This is a genomic window from Diaphorobacter sp. B2A2W2, from assembly GCF_056730635.1.
On record NZ_JBWZOR010000009.1, the window covers coordinates 113311 to 130857 of the forward strand.

At 63.9% G+C, this 17547-nt stretch carries 21 protein-coding genes; 16 read left to right on the plus strand and 5 right to left on the minus strand.

Translation table 11 applies throughout. The annotated features are described in order from the left end of the window. Positions 1 to 59: 59 nt before the first annotated feature. The 4 genes from moaA to AC1PPL_RS14855 all read right to left on the minus strand — a co-directional run bounded on the left by moaA (position 60) and on the right by AC1PPL_RS14855 (position 5004). The gene (gene moaA, locus AC1PPL_RS14840) at positions 60 to 1208 is read right to left on the minus strand and encodes a GTP 3',8-cyclase MoaA (RefSeq protein WP_479973645.1); all 1149 of its coding nucleotides are present in this window, start codon (positions 1206 to 1208) and stop codon (positions 60 to 62) included. 66 nt (positions 1209 to 1274) lie between these two features. Continuing rightward, on the minus strand, positions 1275 to 1922 hold the full coding sequence (locus tag AC1PPL_RS14845; protein ID WP_479973595.1) for a nitroreductase family protein: 648 nt from the start codon (positions 1920 to 1922) through the stop codon (positions 1275 to 1277). A gap of 63 nt (positions 1923 to 1985) precedes the next feature. Next, the gene (locus tag AC1PPL_RS14850) at positions 1986 to 4469 is read right to left on the minus strand and encodes an arsenate reductase (azurin) large subunit (RefSeq protein WP_479973596.1); all 2484 of its coding nucleotides are present in this window, start codon (positions 4467 to 4469) and stop codon (positions 1986 to 1988) included. Between the two features lie 10 nt (positions 4470 to 4479). Then, positions 4480 to 5004, minus strand: coding sequence for an arsenate reductase (azurin) small subunit (locus AC1PPL_RS14855; protein WP_479973597.1), 525 nt, complete (start codon positions 5002 to 5004; stop codon positions 4480 to 4482). 162 nt (positions 5005 to 5166) lie between these two features. Here AC1PPL_RS14855 and AC1PPL_RS14860 point away from each other — a divergent pair, with 162 nt between their 5' ends. The 12 genes from AC1PPL_RS14860 to AC1PPL_RS14915 all read left to right on the plus strand — a co-directional run bounded on the left by AC1PPL_RS14860 (position 5167) and on the right by AC1PPL_RS14915 (position 14689). Then, positions 5167 to 6036, plus strand: a complete 870-nt coding sequence (locus tag AC1PPL_RS14860) for a PhnD/SsuA/transferrin family substrate-binding protein (protein WP_479973598.1) — start codon at positions 5167 to 5169, stop codon at positions 6034 to 6036. A gap of 53 nt (positions 6037 to 6089) precedes the next feature. Next, on the plus strand, positions 6090 to 7481 hold the full coding sequence (locus tag AC1PPL_RS14865) for an ATP-binding protein (protein WP_479973646.1): 1392 nt from the start codon (positions 6090 to 6092) through the stop codon (positions 7479 to 7481). Beyond that, positions 7478 to 8785 carry a sigma-54-dependent transcriptional regulator gene (locus AC1PPL_RS14870; protein WP_479973599.1) on the plus strand — a complete coding sequence of 436 codons (1308 nt, stop codon included), beginning with the start codon at positions 7478 to 7480 and terminating at the stop codon, positions 8783 to 8785. The genes AC1PPL_RS14865 and AC1PPL_RS14870 overlap by 4 nt, the downstream gene beginning before the upstream one ends. Before the next feature lie 61 nt (positions 8786 to 8846). Next, positions 8847 to 9440 (plus strand): sigma-70 family RNA polymerase sigma factor, encoded by a 594-nt coding sequence (locus AC1PPL_RS14875; protein WP_479973600.1) that lies wholly within the window; start codon positions 8847 to 8849, stop codon positions 9438 to 9440. Between the two features lie 69 nt (positions 9441 to 9509). Beyond that, entirely contained in the window at positions 9510 to 10556 is a 1047-nt protein-coding gene (locus AC1PPL_RS14880; RefSeq protein ID WP_479973601.1) for a permease, read from the plus strand. 44 nt (positions 10557 to 10600) lie between these two features. Then, positions 10601 to 11572 carry an MBL fold metallo-hydrolase gene (locus AC1PPL_RS14885; protein ID WP_479973602.1) on the plus strand — a complete coding sequence of 324 codons (972 nt, stop codon included), beginning with the start codon at positions 10601 to 10603 and terminating at the stop codon, positions 11570 to 11572. Positions 11573 to 11623: 51 nt separating this feature from the next. Next, complete coding sequence (locus AC1PPL_RS14890) at positions 11624 to 11875, plus strand: YgaP family membrane protein (protein ID WP_479973603.1); 252 nt, start codon at positions 11624 to 11626, stop codon at positions 11873 to 11875. A 17-nt stretch (positions 11876 to 11892) separates the two neighbouring features. Further along, positions 11893 to 12822 carry an MBL fold metallo-hydrolase gene (locus tag AC1PPL_RS14895; protein WP_479973604.1) on the plus strand — a complete coding sequence of 310 codons (930 nt, stop codon included), beginning with the start codon at positions 11893 to 11895 and terminating at the stop codon, positions 12820 to 12822. A gap of 3 nt (positions 12823 to 12825) precedes the next feature. After that, complete coding sequence (locus AC1PPL_RS14900) at positions 12826 to 13059, plus strand: thioredoxin family protein (RefSeq protein ID WP_479973605.1); 234 nt, start codon at positions 12826 to 12828, stop codon at positions 13057 to 13059. 18 nt (positions 13060 to 13077) lie between these two features. Beyond that, the gene (locus AC1PPL_RS14905) at positions 13078 to 13572 is read left to right on the plus strand and encodes a rhodanese-like domain-containing protein (RefSeq protein WP_479973606.1); all 495 of its coding nucleotides are present in this window, start codon (positions 13078 to 13080) and stop codon (positions 13570 to 13572) included. Between the two features lie 2 nt (positions 13573 to 13574). Continuing rightward, positions 13575 to 14000 carry a thioredoxin family protein gene (locus AC1PPL_RS14910; RefSeq protein WP_479973607.1) on the plus strand — a complete coding sequence of 142 codons (426 nt, stop codon included), beginning with the start codon at positions 13575 to 13577 and terminating at the stop codon, positions 13998 to 14000. Continuing rightward, positions 13997 to 14689 carry a cytochrome c biogenesis CcdA family protein gene (locus AC1PPL_RS14915; RefSeq protein WP_479973608.1) on the plus strand — a complete coding sequence of 231 codons (693 nt, stop codon included), beginning with the start codon at positions 13997 to 13999 and terminating at the stop codon, positions 14687 to 14689. The genes AC1PPL_RS14910 and AC1PPL_RS14915 overlap by 4 nt, the downstream gene beginning before the upstream one ends. A gap of 56 nt (positions 14690 to 14745) precedes the next feature. Here AC1PPL_RS14915 and AC1PPL_RS14920 read toward each other — a convergent pair whose 3' ends face one another. Further along, entirely contained in the window at positions 14746 to 15081 is a 336-nt protein-coding gene (locus AC1PPL_RS14920; RefSeq protein ID WP_479973609.1) for a carboxymuconolactone decarboxylase family protein, read from the minus strand. A gap of 232 nt (positions 15082 to 15313) precedes the next feature. Here AC1PPL_RS14920 and AC1PPL_RS14925 point away from each other — a divergent pair, with 232 nt between their 5' ends. Genes AC1PPL_RS14925 through AC1PPL_RS14940 form a run of 4 tightly spaced genes read left to right on the plus strand, consistent with a single transcriptional unit; the run spans position 15314 to position 17543 of the window. Then, positions 15314 to 15679 carry a rhodanese-like domain-containing protein gene (locus AC1PPL_RS14925; RefSeq protein ID WP_479973610.1) on the plus strand — a complete coding sequence of 122 codons (366 nt, stop codon included), beginning with the start codon at positions 15314 to 15316 and terminating at the stop codon, positions 15677 to 15679. A gap of 20 nt (positions 15680 to 15699) precedes the next feature. Continuing rightward, positions 15700 to 16122, plus strand: a complete 423-nt coding sequence (locus AC1PPL_RS14930; protein WP_479973611.1) for an OsmC family protein — start codon at positions 15700 to 15702, stop codon at positions 16120 to 16122. 30 nt (positions 16123 to 16152) lie between these two features. After that, the gene (locus AC1PPL_RS14935; protein WP_479973612.1) at positions 16153 to 16362 is read left to right on the plus strand and encodes a hypothetical protein; all 210 of its coding nucleotides are present in this window, start codon (positions 16153 to 16155) and stop codon (positions 16360 to 16362) included. Next, on the plus strand, positions 16359 to 17543 hold the full coding sequence (locus AC1PPL_RS14940; RefSeq protein WP_479973613.1) for a thiolase family protein: 1185 nt from the start codon (positions 16359 to 16361) through the stop codon (positions 17541 to 17543). Before AC1PPL_RS14935 ends, AC1PPL_RS14940 begins: the two co-directional genes overlap by 4 nt. Positions 17544 to 17547: the final 4 nt, after the last annotated feature.

Sequence of the window (17547 nt, forward strand, 5' to 3'; positions counted from 1 at the left end):
TGGGTTGAAGCCCGCTTCGGCGGGCTTTTTTTGTTGAACATGGGCAAGAAGTTTTGCCTTCAACCACCGATGTAGCTCATTTCTGGCTTTGGCATGGCGGCCATGTGGGGCGCCCCTGCCCATCGTGCTCGCTGCTGCGAATAGCGATCTGAGCGTTCACGCCAGACAGAGGCGATGGCCCTGGCGAGTTGTTCGTCGTCTGCCGTGGTCGCTCCCCTAAGGACGTGGCGCAGATCGAAGCCCTGTCTTGCGAAGAGGCAGGTGAACAGGCGTCCTTCAGTAGACAGCCTGGCACGGTTGCAGTCTCCACAGAACGCCTGGGTCACGCTGCTGATGACGCCGATCTCGCCCAGAGAGGGAAGGTGTTGACCGTTGGGCCCTGCATAACCCCAGCGCTGTGCGGTTTCGCCCGCCACGCTCGCCGGCAGGCGCACCAGCGGCATGCGCTCGGCGATGGTGCGAACGACTTCTTCGCTGGGCAGCACAGCGTCCAAGTTCCAGCCGTTGGTGGAACCCACATCCATGAATTCGATGAAACGCAGCGCCACGCCAGTGCCCTGGAAAAAGCGCGCCATGGCAAGCACTTCGTGGTCATTGACGCCGCGCTTGACCACCATGTTGACCTTGATGTTGGTCATGCCGGCGACTTGTGCTGCCTCGATGCCTTCCAGCACCTTGGCGACCGGAAAATCCACATCGTTCATGCGCTTGAACACCCGGTCGTCCAGCGCGTCGAGACTGACGGTGATGCGATTCAGGCCTGCCGCCTTGAGCGCCCTGGCCTTGCGGGCCAGCAGAGAACCGTTGGTGGTCATCGTCAGGTCGATCGCCTCGCCGTCAGTTGTGCGCAGTTCTGCCAGTTGGACCAACAGTGCTTCCAGGTTTTTGCGCAGCAGCGGTTCACCGCCAGTCAGACGGATCTTCCTGACGCCCAGAGCGACGAACTGGCGCGCCACGCGGGTGATCTCTTCGAAGCTGAGCAGCGACGAATGCGGGAGGTATGGGTAGTCGCTGCCAAACACCTCTTTGGGCATGCAGTAGGCGCAGCGGAAGTTGCAGCGGTCGGTCACGCTGATGCGCAGATCGCGCAAGGGCCTTTGAAGGCGGTCACGGATGTCGGTGGTCGGCAGCGGTTCCGGGAACGCATGCGCCAACTGCCGTTCGAGGAACTGGCGATGGTCCATCAAGGGGATCACTCGCGCCAGCAGTGGCTCACCCATGGCGTAGCTCCGTTGACGAAACCGAAGGCCCCTGGGTCTGCAACAGTGTGGAGGTCACAGCGTGCTCACAAAGCTATTCACCTCGGGGTGCAGGCGCTGGGCCTTGCGTTTGGAGACGGTGCCAATATTGAGAAAGCAGACCGCTTCTTCACCGGCATGGAGACCAAACAGCTGGCGCATGCGGGCGGACTGCATCGCCTGCCCGCTGGTGAGGCTGCTGCCGAAACCCTGGCCATGGGCCATCAACAGCATGTTCTGCACGGCCGCGCCCACCGACACCATGCGCTCCAGCGCGGGAATGGGCGGTTCGCAGTTGCCCAGTCGGGCCACCACGAGCATCAGCAACGGAGCGCGGTGCGCTTTCTCGCGGGCGGTCTCGATCTGTTCCAGCGTGGCTCCGGGGTCGCGGTCCACCAGCGCCAGCGCAAAGACTTCGGCCAGCAGGGCTCGTTTGCCCGCCGGCACGATGACAAACCGCCAGGGTCGGACCAGTCCGTGGTCGGGCGCGGAAGCCGCGCTGCGAAAGATCTGGTCCAGCTGGGCATCGTTCGGGCCGGGCGCCTCCAGGCGCTTGGGCGAAATGTTCTGGCGGGACGTGATCCAGGCTTCGGCCAGGTGGTCGATGGTTGAATCGCGCTCCAGTGGCGTGGACGGCAGGTTTACGTCCGGCCAGGTGATGGGCATGAGTGGGGAAGCACGCAAGGTGGTCTCCTGTCTTGTATGCAAGCAAAAAAGGGTGGCCGGAGCCACCCTTTCCTCAGTCGCTCAAGCGAACCGGCGGTCCTTGAACGAGATCGACTTCTTGTAGTCGTCCACGCTGCCCACGCGCTTGATGCCGCCCCAGGTGCCCTTGTAGTAGGGCACCACGTTGCGGTCCACCCAGGAAGTCACCACATCTCCAGCCACGCCCTTGATGTAACCAAAGAGCATGAAGGTCTGGCCCGCCTTGATCGCCTTGAGCGGGTAGGCCATGGCGTAGGTGCTACCGAAGTCGTTGTAGATCTCGACCACATCGCCCGCAACCACGCCCAGCGCCTTGGCATCGTCCGGGTTCATCTCGATGTAGGCCATCGGGTAGCGGTCGCGCACGAAGCTGTTGTACTGGTCGTGGTAGGCGGTCTGCCAGACTTCGTTGGCGCGGCCCTGGTTGATCCAGAACTTGTACTTGGCCTTTTGGTCCGCGACCATCTTGGGTAGGCCGTTCCATGGCGCCGGTTTGAAATGGGCTTTGCCGTCTTTGGTGCTGAACTTGCCATCGGCATATTCCATCTCCGTGCCGATTAGCTTGCCATCCTTGACTTCCTTGATGGGCAGCTGCACGCCGTTGTTGCCAGCCTTGCGCAGGAGCTCGTAGGTGGCTAGGTAGCCGGTGTCACCGCCCTGGCTGTCGATGGGTTCCACGCCGGGGCGACCGGCGCGACGGAAGCCATCGTTGAAGGCGTCTTCTTCGGTCTTCCAGTTGAAGCCGTCGAAGCGCTTGGCCATGTCGGCCTTGCCTTCCTTCTGGTACATCGCCTTCAAGGTGTTGGCGATGTCGGCGGCGATCAGGCAGTCGGGTTTGGCCGAGCCGGGCGGGTCCATGAACTTCTCGGACAGGCGCATGCGGCGCTCGCCGTTCATGGAGGTCAGGTTCATTTCACCCGGGTGGGTCGCCGGGAACAGCAGGTGCGCGTCGTCGGCCAGTTGGGTGGGGTAGAGGTTCATGGCCGCCACGAACATGCCACCCTGGTACCTGCAGGCGTTGTAGATCACGTCCACCAGTTGTTCGACACTGGCGCCGCGCGCCCGCGAGATCGCCTCGTCCACGATCTTGGCGCGCTTGCTCAGCACCAGGCGGTGCTGTTCGGCGTTCAGCGTGGTCTGGTAGGGGTTGGTGCCCCACAGGGTGTACATCAGGCCCTTGCCGGCGATGACTTCCTGGTCCAGGTAGATCTTGCTGTTGCCCGGGTAGGGCGGGCGGGTGTAGCCCTCCTGGTGGCCACCGAGGCGGCACACGCCGGTGCCACGGCGCCCGACGTTTTCTGTTGCCAGCACCAGGCTCACCAGCGCACTCTGGATGACGTAGTTGTCGTTGCCCCAGATGATGCCCTTCTCGTAGGGGTGGAAGGTGCGCGGGCGGTGGCCGCTGGCCTTGGGTTTGTAGGCCCATTCCGCAGCCTGTTTGATCTGGGCCACGGTCAGGCCGGTGGCCTTGGCGCCGTCTTCCAGGCTCATGCGGTTGGTCTTGACCGCGTCGTCGTAGCCGCTGGTGTGTTTGGCGATGAAGTCCTTGGCCGTCCAGCCTTGCTGCACGACGTAGGTGAACAGCGTGTTGAACAGCGCCGTGTCGGTGCCGGGCTGGATGTCCAAGTGCAGCACATTCTCCTTGCCGGCCACCTGCTCACAGATCGCCACCGTGGCCGAGCGGCGCGGGTCCACGATGATGATCTTGGCTGCGGCCGCCGTTTCGCCCGGGAACCACTTCTTCTTTTTGTCCACCGTGGAGCCGGACAGGTTGGCCACCCAGTGGTTCAGGAAGTAGTTGGTCTGCGTTTCGTAGGGGTTGGCACCGGTGCACAGGATGCAGTCGGCCAGTTGGGCGTCTTCGTAGCTGTTGTTCAGCTCGCCCACGCCCATGTCGCGTGTGGCGTGGCACTCGGAGTTGTAGGCCGGGCGGTTGTGGATGCGCACCATCTGGGTTTTCAGCGCGCTGAACATCAGCTTGCCGGTGCCCCAGGTGTTCTCGAATCCGCCGCCAGCGCCGCCGTGGTCGAAGCAGTCGTAGAACAGGCCGTCAGGGCCATCGTTGTCCAGAATCTTCTTGGTCAGGCCGGCGTAGATCGCCAGGGCCTGCTCCCAGCTGGTGTCGAGCCACTGGTCGCCGCGCTTGATGCGCGGGTGCTTCAGGCGTTCCCGGCCGATGCCGTCGTGCGTGTACATGTAGCTGGCCATCTTGCCGCCGCGCGTGCTGGAGAGGCCGCTGTTCACGACACATTCCTTGTCGGGAACGATCATGATGTTCCACTTCTTGCCGCCCTTGTCGGTGATGGTGTTGGTCATCGCCCGGGTCAGGGTGGTGGCAAACGGCGGCAGCTGGGTGCGGAAGTCCAAGCCCAGCGCATTCTGGTCAGGCGCGCGGCCACCTTCGGTGTTGTGGTCCCACTTGTAGGCGTGGTAGCCACATCCGACGATGCAGAAGTGGCAGGTCATGTTGGTCTTTTGCGCGTCCTTCGGGGGCAGCGCGATGCGGTCGTTGATCTGGGTGGTCATGCTGCGCTCCTTACAGGATGTTGGACTGGCGGCCGTAGATCAGGCCGTCGACACCGACGGCGTGCACGCTGTCGGTTTTGGCGTCGTACTCCAGCAGGATGCGAGGCAGGTCTTCGGTGGCCTGACCGGTGACCATCTGACCGCCGTTCTCGGGATCGAAGATGGAGAAGTGGCAACCGCACTTGAAGGTCTTGGTTCCGGGTTCGTAGCCGACCGGGCAGCCCATGTGGGTGCAGAACGAGCTGTAGGCCACGATGTCGCCGTTGGGGCCGACGCCACCGGGCACGGGCGAGCCCATGCGTATGGCCAGGCAGGCCGAGCTGTCATCGGGGTAGGCAAAACTCACCGCTTGGTTCAGCGGCATGCCTTTGGCCGCTCCAACGGCTTTCTTGGGGTAGGGCAGCGTGGTGCCGCTGGCCGCCGCCGGGGTGGCGGCGTTGGCGTTGCGGATGGGAATGATGGTGGCGCCCGCTGCAGCAGCCGCGGCGCCGCCCGATTTCAGAAAAAAGCGGCGGCCGATCTTGATGTCTTCCATTTTGTCTCCTGGTTTGAACAAAGGCGATGTCACACAGCAATGGCTGTGCCAGGAGTTGATCTGTTTAAAAACAAGGACTTGCGCTCCTAGGGTTTGTTCGCTGTGAACTTTTCGTAACCATGATGAAAATCAAAGTTACGAAAACGTAACGCAGGATTGCCCGTGAACCGAAGACGCTATCTGGCCGCTGGAGCCTGCGGCGCCGTTGCCGCGGCTGTGTCCTTCCCTGGCTGGGGAGCGGACCGGCTGCGCATCGGTTTGACCCCGGTGATCCTGGCGGACCAGGTGGCCTTTCTTTCCCGCTGGAGCCGGTATCTGAGCGCACGCATCGGTGCGGACGTGGAGTTCGTGGCGCGGGAGTCGTACCAGTCTGTGCTCGACCTGCTGTTCTCCGATCAGGTGGACGCGGCCTGGATCTGCGGCTACCCATACATCCGCTTTGAGGCAGACCTGAGCTTGCTGGCCGTGCCCTTGTACACGGGGCAGCCGGTGTACCAGGCCTACCTCATCCGGTCCAAGGCGACTTCATCTGCGCCCTTGATCAACGGCTGGAGCGACCTCAGGCAGCGGGTGCTCGCGTACTCCGACCCCTTGTCCAATTCCGGGTGGTTGGTTGCGCAAGCCCAGCTCGCGAAAGCGGGCGTGATGTCGCGCGATCTCAAGCGCGCCTTCTTCGCGCACAGCCACCGCAACGTGGCCGAAGCGGTGGCTGCCGGGCTGGCCCATGCGGGGTCGATCGATGGCTATGTGTGGGAAACCATGCGGTCACAAAAAATGCCCGCCGTCGCGAAGACCGAGGTGGTCTGGAAATCGGACGCTTTCGGTTTTCCGCCGCTGGTGACCCGCCGCCGATCTCCCTCAGCGACCACCGAACGGCTCCGGCAGGCGCTGCTGGGCATGGCCGACGACAAGGCGGGCCAGGACCTGCTGGCCTCACTGAACCTGTCGGGTTTCACGGCGGGCACCCACACCCTTTTTGAATCGATCCGGCGCCAGGCCTTGCTGGTCCCGGGCAGCGGCGTGGTGGGCTGATGCTCAGGCGTTTGCCTTACCGGGTGCAGATCCCCTTGGGTCTGTCGTTGGCCGTGCTGATCGCGGCTCTGCTCGTGACCTCGGTCACCGCACGGGTGTCGGCCCAGAACGCCCGGCAAGTGACACTCTCTCTGCTCGACCGGGCCGTGGTGCTGCTCATCGCGCAGGTCCGCCCCATGCTGGTGGCGGACGACACCTGGCGGGTTTTTTCGCTGCTGCGGGACACCGCAGAACTGATTCCCGGCGCCGCTGAAGGGCATGCACGACTGGCCATTTTGGATACCGAAGGCAGGGTCTTTGCCGCGTCGGCCCCCGCCCAGCTGGAGACAGGCCGCCCGCTGCTCGGCGAGACCAGGCACGGCCAGGCCCTGCCGATGCCCTCGGAAATCGACACGAAGCAGCGGGTGGAGCAGAGCGACGGATCGGTGCTGTTGTTGGACCCGATCCGCAGCGAAGACGGTCAAACCCTGGGCTTCGTGCTGATGGAAGTGGACGCGGCGGTGTTCGTCCCAGACTGGGCATCGCTGGCCCAGACCGCTCTGATCGGTATTGCTCTTGCTGTGGCCTTGCTGGTGCCCATGGGCTGGTGGGTCGGGCAGCGCATGACGAAACCCGTCGAGCGACTGGTCACTTTGATCGAACGCATCGGCCGGGAAGACCCCGGCCTGTTGCGTACCCAGGTGCCCAAGACCTCCGACCCGGAACTGGCTCGCATTGGCGAGGCCATTGCCCAGCTCATGCGGGAGCTGGAGCGAAACAAATGGGCCGAAGAGCGGGCGCTGTCGGCCGAGCGCCTGGCTGCCGTGGGCCGCATGACAGCGGCAGTGGCCCATGAGATCAACAATCCGCTGGCGGGCCTGCTGACGGCGACGCAGACTTTGCGCCTGCATGGTGGCTCCAGCGAGATCCGCGCCCGCACCATCGACCTCATTGATCGCGGGCTGCAGCAGATTCGCACCACGGTCGCGGCCCTGTTGCCGCAGGCCCGCATGGACGACCGCCCGCTGGAGCCCGGTGACCTTGACGACATCCTGACCCTGGTGCAAGGCACCGCGGCCAAGTTGCAGGTGGACATTGCCACAAGTGTTGACGTCGATACCGCGTTGCGCGTGCCATCAGCCCCCCTGCGGCAGGTGATGCTCAACCTGCTGCTCAACGCTCTCAAGGCGGCCGGGGAACATGGGTCGATCCAGGCAGAACTCAAGGCCGACGAGGTGGAGATGGTTTTCAGCGTCACCAACAGTGGCGCCCCCTTGAGCGAAGAGCGCTTTCGCAGCACCTTGGCGGCGGAAAGCGGGCGCGATCCCAGGGGCTTCGGGCTCTGGGTCTGCCAGGAACTGGCCAGCCACCTTCGCGGCCAGTTTCGCCTTGACGCTGCCGAGACCGGCCAGACCCGGCTGGTTTTTCAAGTGCCCAACAGAGAGGCCCCGGAGAAAATCACATGAACACGGTTCTGGTTATCGAAGACGACGCGATCATGGGCGAGTCGCTGGTCCAGCGATTCGAGCTGGAGGGACTGCGCGTGCATTGGTGTCGTCGGCTGGCCGAGGCCCGAGAGCTTGTGGAGCGACATCCGTCGGCCATCGTGAGCGACGTGCGCCTGCCAGATGGGTTGGCCACCGAATGGTTTGTGGATCTGCCCGCCAGCCTTCGGGCCTTGCCCTGGTTTTTCCTGACCGGGTATGGCAGCGTCAACGACGCGGTCACAGCAGTGCGAGCGGGCGCCCGGGAGTACCTGACCAAGCCCTTTGACATCGAAAACCTGGTGGCCATGGTGCACGCGGCGGTGTCGGTGGCGCCGGTCGCAGAAGACACTGCGGTGTTGGGCATTTCGCCCGCCATGCGACGCGTCGAGGCCATGGTGCACAAAGTGGCGAGCCAGCGTGTGTCCACCTTGCTCACGGGCGAATCCGGGGTAGGCAAAGAGGTCGCCGCCCAGCTGATCCACAAGCTGGACCCGCGCTCTGGGAGGGGTGAGTTTGTGGCGGTCAACTGCGCGGCCATCCCCGAAACCATGATGGAGGCCGAGTTTTTTGGCTACGAGAAGGGGGCGTTCTCGGGCGCCATGCGGGCACACAAAGGCTATCTGGAGCGCGCCAACGGCGGGACCCTGTTCCTCGATGAGGTGGGGGAGTTGCCAGCCAGCATGCAAGCCAAGCTGCTGCGGGCCTTGCAGGAGAAGTGCTTCTTCCGGCTCGGCGCCGAGCGCACCACACAAAGCGACTTTCGCATTCTTGCGGCGACGAACCGCGATCTGTACGCCGACATGAGCGCGGGCAAGTTCCGCGAAGACCTCTTCTACCGTCTGGCGGTCATCAAGATCGCCTTACCGCCCCTACGGGAGCGCCCCGAAGACATCCGCTGGCTGACCGAGCGGCTGCTGGCGTCGCTGGTGCTGGAGCAGGGGCGACCGCTGGCAATGTCCGAAACCTTTTTGCGTGACATCATGGGACGCGAATGGCGCGGCAATGTCCGTGAGCTGCGCTCTTATCTGGAGCAAGCCCTGGTGATGAGCGACGGGGGCTTGCTCGACACGCCCCTGGCGCTGGAGAGCGCGAACGCACCGCAGAACGGCGCCAACACAGAGCCCATTGAGCCACTGCAGATCATTCTCGAAGGTGTGGAGCGCACGCACATCCGCAAAGCGCTGTCGCACTGCGAAGGAAGCGTCGGGAAGACCGCCGAGGTGCTGGGCATCAGCCGCAAGACCTTGTGGGAGAAAATGAAAAAGCTCTCGATCACGGCCTGAAGTCCGTGTTCTGCCCACCGTTCGAGCCCAACCGCTTTGGCTCAGCCCTGCTGATTTCACAATGAACACCCTGTTGTCTGTCTGGTCCCGCCACGAAGTCGAGTTGCGCCGCTGGCTGCTGTCGCGCGCGCCAGTGAAGAGTGATGTGGACGACTTGCTGCAGGACGTGTTTCTCAAGACCCTCAAACAAGGGGACCGTTTCGATGCCATTGAGCAGCCGCGAGCCTGGCTGTTTGAAATCACCCGCAACACCCTCACCGATCGCCTGCGCGTATCGCGCGAAAGCTTGCCTTTACCCGAGGGGTTGGACGAGCTTCCAGCACCTGTCGAGCAGACCGACCCGGTGGACACGCTGGCCGAAGCCTGCCTGCCTCGGGTCCTGTCTGAACTGGACCCGCAGGACCGCGAGGCCATCGAGCTATGCGACCTGCAAGGCATGGAGCAGGGGGACTTTGCCCGGCTCAAGAACCTGAGCCTGCCCGCGGCGAAATCCCGTGTGCAGCGTGCCCGCAAACGCATGCGCGAACGCATGACCACGGCCTGCCAGGTGTCGTTTGACGACGTCGGGCGCGTGGACGATTTTGTGCCTCGTGCGCCGCTGGCTGAGGGTAGCGCGAAACCCTGCAGCAAGTCCCAGACCGGCGATCCAGGCTGATCTGACAAGACGCAGGTTTTTTTTCACGCCCGCCTGCATCTTTTGAGAGGCTGCCCCGTCTTCTGGGGCATGAGCACCCTCACATCCAAGTTATATCGTTGGCCGCAGCAGCAGCCCGTGGTCTTCCTCGCCCTCGCGTCCGCCGTTTGGTGGGGCCTGTACCAGTCGCTGATGCCAGCCTCTGAAGCCCTGGTGGCCTCGCTGCCGGTGGATCGTCAAAGCCATCTGGGCGGTGCGCTGCAGTTCTTCATCTACGACACCCCCAAGGTGCTGATGCTGCTCACTGGCGTGGTGTTCGTCATGGGCATGGTCAACAGCTACTTCACGCCCGAGCGAACACGCGCGCTGCTGGCCGGGCGCACCGAAGGCGCGGCCAACGTGATGGCCGCTTCGCTCGGTATCGTCACCCCGTTCTGCTCCTGCTCGGCGGTGCCGCTGTTCATCGGTTTCGTGCAGGCGGGCGTGCCGCTGGGCGTCACTTTTTCGTTCCTGATCTCCGCGCCCATGGTCAACGAGGTGGCGCTGGCGCTGCTGTTCGGCATGTTCGGCTGGAAGATCGCGGCGCTCTATCTGGGCCTGGGCCTGTCGGTGGCCATCGTGGCGGGTTGGATCATCGGCCGGCTGAAGATGGAAGCGTATCTGGAGGACTGGGTACGAGACATGCCGAAGATGTCAGCCGGCTATGAGGCGGCTGGCACGACGCTGGCCGACCGGGTCCAGGCGGGTTTTGCCTCGGTGCGCGAGATCGTGGGCAAGGTCTGGCCTTACATCCTGGCCGGCATCGCCATCGGCGCCGGCATCCACGGCTGGGTGCCGCAGGACTTCATGGCCAGCTTCATGGGCAAGGACGCCTGGTGGTCGGTGCCGCTGGCGGTGCTGATCGGCGTGCCCATGTACACCAACGCGGCCGGCGTGATCCCCATCGTGCAGGCGCTGCTGGCCAAGGGCGCTGCACTGGGCACGGTGCTGGCCTTCATGATGAGCGTGATCGCGCTCTCGCTGCCCGAAATGGTCATCCTGCGCAAGGTGCTGAAGGTCCGGCTCATCGCCACCTTCGTGGGCTTGGTCGCCACCGGCATCCTGATCGTGGGCTTTGTGTTCAACGCGGTGCTGTGACCGCACCCTGTGCCCGACGGGCGATACAACAACAAACGGGACACATGACAAACACCCTATCCAAAACCGTTTGGCGGCCAATCCTGCTGGGCGCCCTGGCGGCGCTCGCGCCCCTGTGGGCCAGTGCGCAAACCGCTGAGTCGGTGTTCAAGACCGTGAAGGTGGGCGAACGCGCCTACGCGCTGGTGGGAGAGCTGACGCAACGCTCGCCCAGCAACCTGGGCAACAACATGACCGGCGGTTTCATTGTGGCCGACGACGGCGTGGTGGTCATCGATTCGGGCGGCTCCAAGGCCGGGGCTGAGGTCATCGTGCAGGCCGTGCGCACGGTGACGGACAAGCCCATCCGCTGGGTGGTCAACTCCGGTGGGCAGGACCACCGCTGGCTGGGCAACGAACACTTCCAGAAAGTGGTGGGTGCGCGGGTGATCGCGTCCGACGCGGGCAAGCAGGACCAGCAGGCGCGCAGCTTCCAGCAGATGGACATGGCGCGGCGCAACGTGGGGGAGCGCTTTGTCGGCACCGTGGCGGCCTACCCCGACGAGACCTTTGCCCGCCGCTACCGGCTGCCGGTCAAGGGTGTGCAGATCGAACTGATCGACGTGGGTGGTGCCCACACACCGGCCGACCTCATCGTCTGGCTGCCGCAAGAGCGCATCGCCTTTGCTGGCGACATCGTGTTCCACGAGCGCCTGCTGGGCATCCAGCCTGGCCTGGGTCTGAAGTGGATCGCGGCGCTGAAGCTGCTGCGCGACGACCTGAAGCCGCTGACCGTGGTGCCCGGCCACGGGCGACCGGGGCCGCCGGACCAGGTGATTCCCGACAGCCTGGGCTACCTGGAAATGCTGCGCGACGGCGCCAAGAAGTCGCTGAAAGCCGGTGCCTTCGACCCGGTGGAAGCCGCGTCGGCCATCGACCAGTCGGGCTTTTCCTACCTGGTGAACTACGAGGACGCCCGTTTTCGAAGTTCCAACGCCATCCGCATGTCGGAAGAAGTGTTTAAGCAGCAGCCCTGAGCCCGAATTTGCCAGGTTATTCCGTTCCATCAACAACCTCTGGAGACTTCCATGACCGTCAACCGCGCCGTCAGCATTTTTGCGGGCTTCATGATCATGGCCAGCCTGGCGCTGGCCCACTTCACCGGCCAGATCAACCTCGGCCAGATGAGCTGGCTCTGGCTCACCGCCTTCGTCGGTGCCAACCTGTTCCAGATGGGCTTCACAGGGTTTTGCCCTGCGGCCAACATCATGAAGATGTTGGGCCTCAAGGATGCCGTGGGCGCCTGCGGCACAGACAGCAAAGCCGGCAAGTGCTGCTGAACCAGGGCCTGCACATGATGAAGTTGACGCCAAAGCGCTGGCTGCTGGCTGGCCTTGCGACTGCGCTCACATTCTCTGCCCAGGCTGTGGAGGTGGTCTTCAAACCCGTGGCACCTAATGTCTATGCCTACGTGGGTGACACCGAAGGCCGCACCTACGAGAACGAGGCGATCAACGCCAACCTGGGCCTGGTGGTCACACCCGCAGGCGCGCTGCTGATCGACAGCGGTGCGAGCTTCCAGGGGGCGAAACAGATTGCGGAAGCCGTGAAGAAGGTGACACCGTTGCCCATCAAGTGGGTCATGAACACCGGCGGGCAGGACCACCGCTGGCTGGGCAACGGCTACTTCAAGGCCCAGGGCGCAGAGATCATGGCCCACGCCAATGCCGAGGCCGACATGAAGGCCCGCGGCCCCGAGCACCTGAAAGCCAACGCGCCGGTGCTGAAAGAAAAGATGGACGGCACCGAACCCGTGCTGCCCACCCGCTGGCTGAAGGATGCCGACACGATGCTAGACCTGGGCGGTGTGGCCGTTCAACTGGTGCACCGGGGCGGTGGCCACACACCGGGCGACACCATGGTCTGGCTGCCGCAGAGCGGCGTCGTTTTCAGCGGCGACGTGGTTTACGTGGACCGCATCCTGGGCTTGCACGCGGTGAGCAAAACCAGGAACTGGGTCAAGACCTTCGAAGCGCTTGAAGCGCTGAACCCGAAGGTGGTGGTGCCCGGCCACGGCAACGTGACCACGCTCGCCCAGGCGCAGAAAGACACCGGCGCACTGCTCAAGGCGCTGCGCGCCCACATGGGCAAGGAGGTGGAGGCGGGCACCGACATCGGCGCGGCCGTCAAGAGCTTCGACGCGGTGCCGTTCAAGCACCTCAAACACGTGGATGTCTGGCTGCCCCAGCTGGCCAACCGCACCTATCTCGAAATGGAACAGGAGTAAATCATGGACATCAAGGTACTGGGCACGGGTTGTGCCAACTGCAAGAACACCATCGCGCTGATCGACCAGGTCGCGAAGGCCAAGGGCGTTGAAGTGAATTTGGAGAAGGTCGAAGAGCTGCGCGACATCATGGGCTACGGCGTCATGAGCACGCCCGGCGTGGTGATCAATGGCAAGGTCGTGCACGCCGGTGGCGTGCCCAGCCGCGAGAAGATCGAACAGTGGCTGGCCGCCTGAAACTTCAAGGAGAACACCATGCTGGAAGAAGCAAAACAGGTTTGCCCCACCACCACACGCCGCCTAGTGGGCGAGGGCGCTTTGCTGGTGGACGTGCGCGAGCGCGCCGAGGTGGCTCGTACGGCCTTTGACGTGCCGGCCATCGTGAACATCCCGCTCTCCGAGCTGGAACAGCGCTGGGGCGAACTGCCCAAGGACCGTGAGCTGGTCCTGGTGTGTGAGGTTGGTGCACGCAGCCTCAAAGCTACTTACTTTCTCCAGTACCACGGCTACACCCGGGTGAGCAACATGGAAGATGGTCTGCTGAAGTGGATGCGCAAGGGGTTCCCGGTGGTCGGCGACCGCTACGAGGCGCCAGCAGCGGCCGAGGCCTCGTCTTGTTGTGGTGGCAGCGCGGCCCCCGAGCCGGCAGCCATCGCCTGTTGTGGCGGCGAGGCTGCGGCTCCGAGCGCTTCGGCAGCGGGTTGCTGCGGCACAGGGACCGACACTACGTCCAAAGCGGGCTGCTGCTGAACATGGCTCTGAAGCAGGTCCGATGGTGGGGCTCGGCCGGGCTGTTGCTGGCCATGCTTGCCGGGATCATGCTGTACCAGCAGCGAGCACAGGAAGCGGCAGCGCCGATGGTGAGCGCAGCCACCGACCCGGTGGCGCTCGCGCTGGCGGCGGGCAAACCGGCGGTAATCGAATTCGGCGCCAACGCCTGTGTCACCTGTCGCGAGATGAAGCCGGTGCTCGCGGCGCTGGCGCAGTCCCACGGCGACCGCATCACTGTGGCCGACGTGGACATCCTCAAAGAGCGCGACTACATCAACCGCTACCAGATCCGCCTCATGCCCACCCAGGTGTTCTTCGATGCCCAAGGCCGTGAGACCGGGCGGAACATGGGCAAGATCAGCGCCGAGGACATCCTGGCGCGCCTGGGTGTGCCGCAAACGCCATGACGGGCGAAGATGGCCTGATCGCCGCATTTCTGGGCGGCCTTTTGACCTCGGCCTCTCCCTGTGTGCTGGCGGCGGTGCCGGTGGCGGTGGGTTTTGTCGGCGGTCAGGCGCAAAGCCCGCGACGGGCCTGGGCGCTTTCAGTCGCCTTTGTCGTGGGCATGAACCTGGCCTTGCTGGTCATGGGCTTGCTGGCGGCCCGCCTGGGGTTCCTGATGGGTGCTTTGCCCGGCCCCTGGCTGGTGGTCGTGGGCGGTCTGGTGCTGGGCGCTGGCGTGTGGCTCTCGCGCACCTCGGCGTCGAGCTGTGGGTTCAACCTGCCCATGGGCATGCAAGAAAAGCTGGCGGGCTCGGGCTACTGGGGTGCGTTGGTGCTGGGCGGGCTGATCGGCACCGTCATGAGCCCCTGCGCCACACCCGTATTGGCTGCGGCGCTCGCCATGGCCGGATCTGGCGCTTTGCTGGGCGCTTCTATGGTGTGGGGCGGCGCGTTGTTGCTGGCCTATGGACTGGGCCACAGCGTGCTGATCCTGCTGGCGGGCGCCATGCCGTCGGTCGCTACCTCCATGGTGGCGCGTTTTTCTCGATGGTCCCGCTGGCTCCCAGGGCGGCGCAGTTTCGCTGTGGTGATGGCCTTGGCCGGCGCCTGGTGGATGGCCCTCGGTCTGGGCTTGCCGCTGCTCTCCAGCTGAAGCCACAACGCCCGTTCTGGCGCTGGCGTCAGAACGAGCGGTGAGTCACGGCATCACTAGGCCGGGCGCGCCAAGGCATCGAAAACCGGCTCCGCGTCACCGATGATTTTGGTCGCCATGGCAAGGCGCACGATGTGCACGGTTTCGATCACCTTGTTGGCGGCAATACCCTGCTGGGCGATCTTGTTGGCCATGGCTTTCACGCAGGCCGGGCTGGTGCCCGCGAGCGCAGCCGCCAGGTAGATCAGGGTCCGGGTGTCTTCATCCAGCGCCGGGTTGTCGGTTGGCATGGCAAAGGCCTTGGAGCGCACATGCTCCTGAATCAGCGCCGGATCAACCGGTACCGATTTTTCGATGGCGGCGGGCACCTGCCCCATGCCCTTGCGCATCATGTCAAGAATGTCGTTTGCGTTCATGCTTTTCTCGTGTGGGATTGAGTGACGGTCGCTAAAGAAGACGCAGGGGCCGTTCAAAAGATGCAGGGCTTACTGCCGCCAGCGAGCTCAGCTGTACAGCTTGTCGGTGAAAGCATTGCCCGGTCTGTGCGTCGGCCAACAGAACACATCGCAACACGATGCAATGATTTGGCCTGCATCTTTTCGGGGCTGTCGCCGTCTTCTGTGTATGAACAAAGAACTTGGGCTGATCTGCACCACCAACGCCTGTGCGGACGCTATGTCAGGCGCTGTGTTGCTCGACGTTCGTGAAATAACCGAAGCCCACGCGCTGGCCTTTGATGTGCCTGAGTGGATCCACCTGCCTTTCGGCGAGTTGACCCTGCGCTGGCCCGAGCTGCCATCCGATCGCGATATTCGGGTTGTTTGCAGCAATGGCAATAAGAGTGCCCAAGCGGCCCAGTTTCTGCAGGACAAGGGGATGTCGCGTGTCAAACCTGTGCGCGGCGGCATCCTTCTGTGGATGCAAAAGGGGTGTCCTGTAAAAGGGCGGCGCTTTGAAGCACTGTCGCTATCTGATTCACCCTCGACATAGCTCTTTTAAGCTGGCATGACATGACCGAAACCTCGACCAAATTGAGCTTTCACGTGAGCTCGCGCCGCGTGGATGCGCACGGCAGCATCTCGCGATGCAAGAGTGCCGAGATACTGCTGGACACCGACATGGCTGGCAACCCGCTGGCCTTCAACCCTGCAGAGTTGCTGCTGGCCGCGCTGTCCGCCTGCATGATCAAGGGCATCGAGCGCGTGGTGCCCATCCTCAAGTTTGAGCTGCGCGGCGTGCAGGTGATCGTGGACGGTGTGCGCCAGGACGTGCCGCCCAAAATGGAGAGCATCCGCTATCAGATCATCGTGGATACCGACGAAACGGACCGCCGCATCGATCTGCTGCACGACAACGTCAAGAAGTACGGCACGGTGTTCAACACGGTGACGCTGGGGACCGACTTGGCTGGCGTGATGCGTCGGGCGGACTGACTGTCTGTTTGCTGTTAACTGGAGGTCGCGATGTGCATGGGTTATGGATGGGATATCAAGGCTTGGGTTTGTGAGCGAGAACGTCAGGATGCCAACGGCATGCTGGAGGCCTGGGGACAGGTGCTGAGTGAGGCGTCGGATGCGCTGCCGGAAGGCGCTTCGTATCTGCCTTGCGTTGCCCGTGCCGGGCGGGACTACCTGCAAGATGTGTTCATCAACTTTGAAGGAGAAACGGCATGAGCAAGATTGAAACGGTGCTGTGTCACCCGGTGCGCACCGCCATCGGCACCTACGGCGGCAGCCTCAAGGATGTGCCCGCACCCGACCTGGGCGGCTGTGTGATTCGCGAAACGCTCAAGCGCTCCGAGTTGCAGGCCGATCAGGTGCAGACCCTGGTGATGGGCAACGTGATCCAGGCAGGGGTGAAAATGAACCCGGCCCGGCAGGCCGGCATGGCGGGGGGCTTGCCGGTGGAAGTGCCGGCGCTGACCGTCAACCGGGTGTGCGGTTCGGGCGCGCAGGGCGTCGTGAGCGCGGCGCTGGAGATCGCTGCGGGCATGATCGATTGCGCCATTGCCGGCGGCATGGAGAACATGGACCGCGCACCGTATCTGCTACCGCAAGGGCGCTGGGGAGCGCGCATGGGCGATGTCACGATGTTCGACAGCATGCTCTGCGACGGGCTGAACGACGCCTTCAGCGGCCAGCATTCCGGATGGCACACCGAAGACCTGGTATTGCGCAACCACATCTCGCGCGATGACCAGGACCTCTGGGCACTGCGCTCGCAGCAGCGGTTCGCCGCCGCGCAAGCCGCCGGCAAGTTCGATGCCGAGATCGCCACCGTGGAGGTGCCTGGCGGCAAAGGTCCCACGCTGTTTGCCAAAGATGAACACAACCGGCCCGAGACCACGGCCGCATCCCTGGCCAGACTCAAACCCGCCTTCCGCAAGGACGGCACCATCACCGCCGGCAGCGCTCCGGGCCTGAACTCGGGCGCTGCGGCCATGGTGGTGGCCGAGCGCCGCTGGGCCGAGCAACACGGCCTCAAACCCATGGCACGTCTGGCGTCCTATGGTGTGGGGGCGGTGGAACCAGGTCTGTTCGGGCTGGGGCCTGTGCCTGCCGTTCGACAGGCGCTGGCGCGAGCGGGCTGGTCAGTGAGCGATGTGGATCGGGTGGAGATCAACGAGGCCTTTGCTGCCATCACGCTGGCCTGTCTGCGCGAGTTGGGTTTTGCCGAGGACGTCGTGAACGTGGAAGGCGGCGCCATCGCCCACGGGCACCCGATCGGCGCCAGTGGCGCGGTACTGGCGACGCGGCTGATGCATTCCATGCAGCGCGACGGCCTCCAGCGCGGCATCGTCACGCTGTGCATCGGTGGCGGGCAGGGCATTGCCCTGGCCCTGGAAATGATCTGAGAGG

Excerpts from the sequence above, each read along its gene's own strand:
- AC1PPL_RS14850 (WP_479973596.1), bottom strand. The coding sequence starts at position 4,469 with ATGACCACCCAGATCAACGACCGCATCGCGCTGCCCCCGAAGGACGCG.
- AC1PPL_RS14855 (WP_479973597.1), bottom strand. The coding sequence starts at position 5,004 with ATGGAAGACATCAAGATCGGCCGCCGCTTTTTTCTGAAATCGGGCGGC.
- AC1PPL_RS14870 (WP_479973599.1), top strand. The coding sequence starts at position 7,478 with ATGAACACGGTTCTGGTTATCGAAGACGACGCGATCATGGGCGAGTCG.
- AC1PPL_RS14875 (WP_479973600.1), top strand. The coding sequence starts at position 8,847 with ATGAACACCCTGTTGTCTGTCTGGTCCCGCCACGAAGTCGAGTTGCGC.
- AC1PPL_RS14880 (WP_479973601.1), top strand. The coding sequence starts at position 9,510 with ATGAGCACCCTCACATCCAAGTTATATCGTTGGCCGCAGCAGCAGCCC.
- AC1PPL_RS14885 (WP_479973602.1), top strand. The coding sequence starts at position 10,601 with ATGACAAACACCCTATCCAAAACCGTTTGGCGGCCAATCCTGCTGGGC.
- AC1PPL_RS14890 (WP_479973603.1), top strand. The coding sequence starts at position 11,624 with ATGACCGTCAACCGCGCCGTCAGCATTTTTGCGGGCTTCATGATCATG.
- AC1PPL_RS14895 (WP_479973604.1), top strand. The coding sequence starts at position 11,893 with ATGAAGTTGACGCCAAAGCGCTGGCTGCTGGCTGGCCTTGCGACTGCG.
- AC1PPL_RS14900 (WP_479973605.1), top strand. The coding sequence starts at position 12,826 with ATGGACATCAAGGTACTGGGCACGGGTTGTGCCAACTGCAAGAACACC.
- AC1PPL_RS14905 (WP_479973606.1), top strand. The coding sequence starts at position 13,078 with ATGCTGGAAGAAGCAAAACAGGTTTGCCCCACCACCACACGCCGCCTA.
- AC1PPL_RS14910 (WP_479973607.1), top strand. The coding sequence starts at position 13,575 with ATGGCTCTGAAGCAGGTCCGATGGTGGGGCTCGGCCGGGCTGTTGCTG.
- AC1PPL_RS14915 (WP_479973608.1), top strand. The coding sequence starts at position 13,997 with ATGACGGGCGAAGATGGCCTGATCGCCGCATTTCTGGGCGGCCTTTTG.
- AC1PPL_RS14920 (WP_479973609.1), bottom strand. The coding sequence starts at position 15,081 with ATGATGCGCAAGGGCATGGGGCAGGTGCCCGCCGCCATCGAAAAATCG.
- AC1PPL_RS14925 (WP_479973610.1), top strand. The coding sequence starts at position 15,314 with ATGAACAAAGAACTTGGGCTGATCTGCACCACCAACGCCTGTGCGGAC.
- AC1PPL_RS14930 (WP_479973611.1), top strand. The coding sequence starts at position 15,700 with ATGACCGAAACCTCGACCAAATTGAGCTTTCACGTGAGCTCGCGCCGC.
- AC1PPL_RS14935 (WP_479973612.1), top strand. The coding sequence starts at position 16,153 with ATGTGCATGGGTTATGGATGGGATATCAAGGCTTGGGTTTGTGAGCGA.
- AC1PPL_RS14940 (WP_479973613.1), top strand. The coding sequence starts at position 16,359 with ATGAGCAAGATTGAAACGGTGCTGTGTCACCCGGTGCGCACCGCCATC.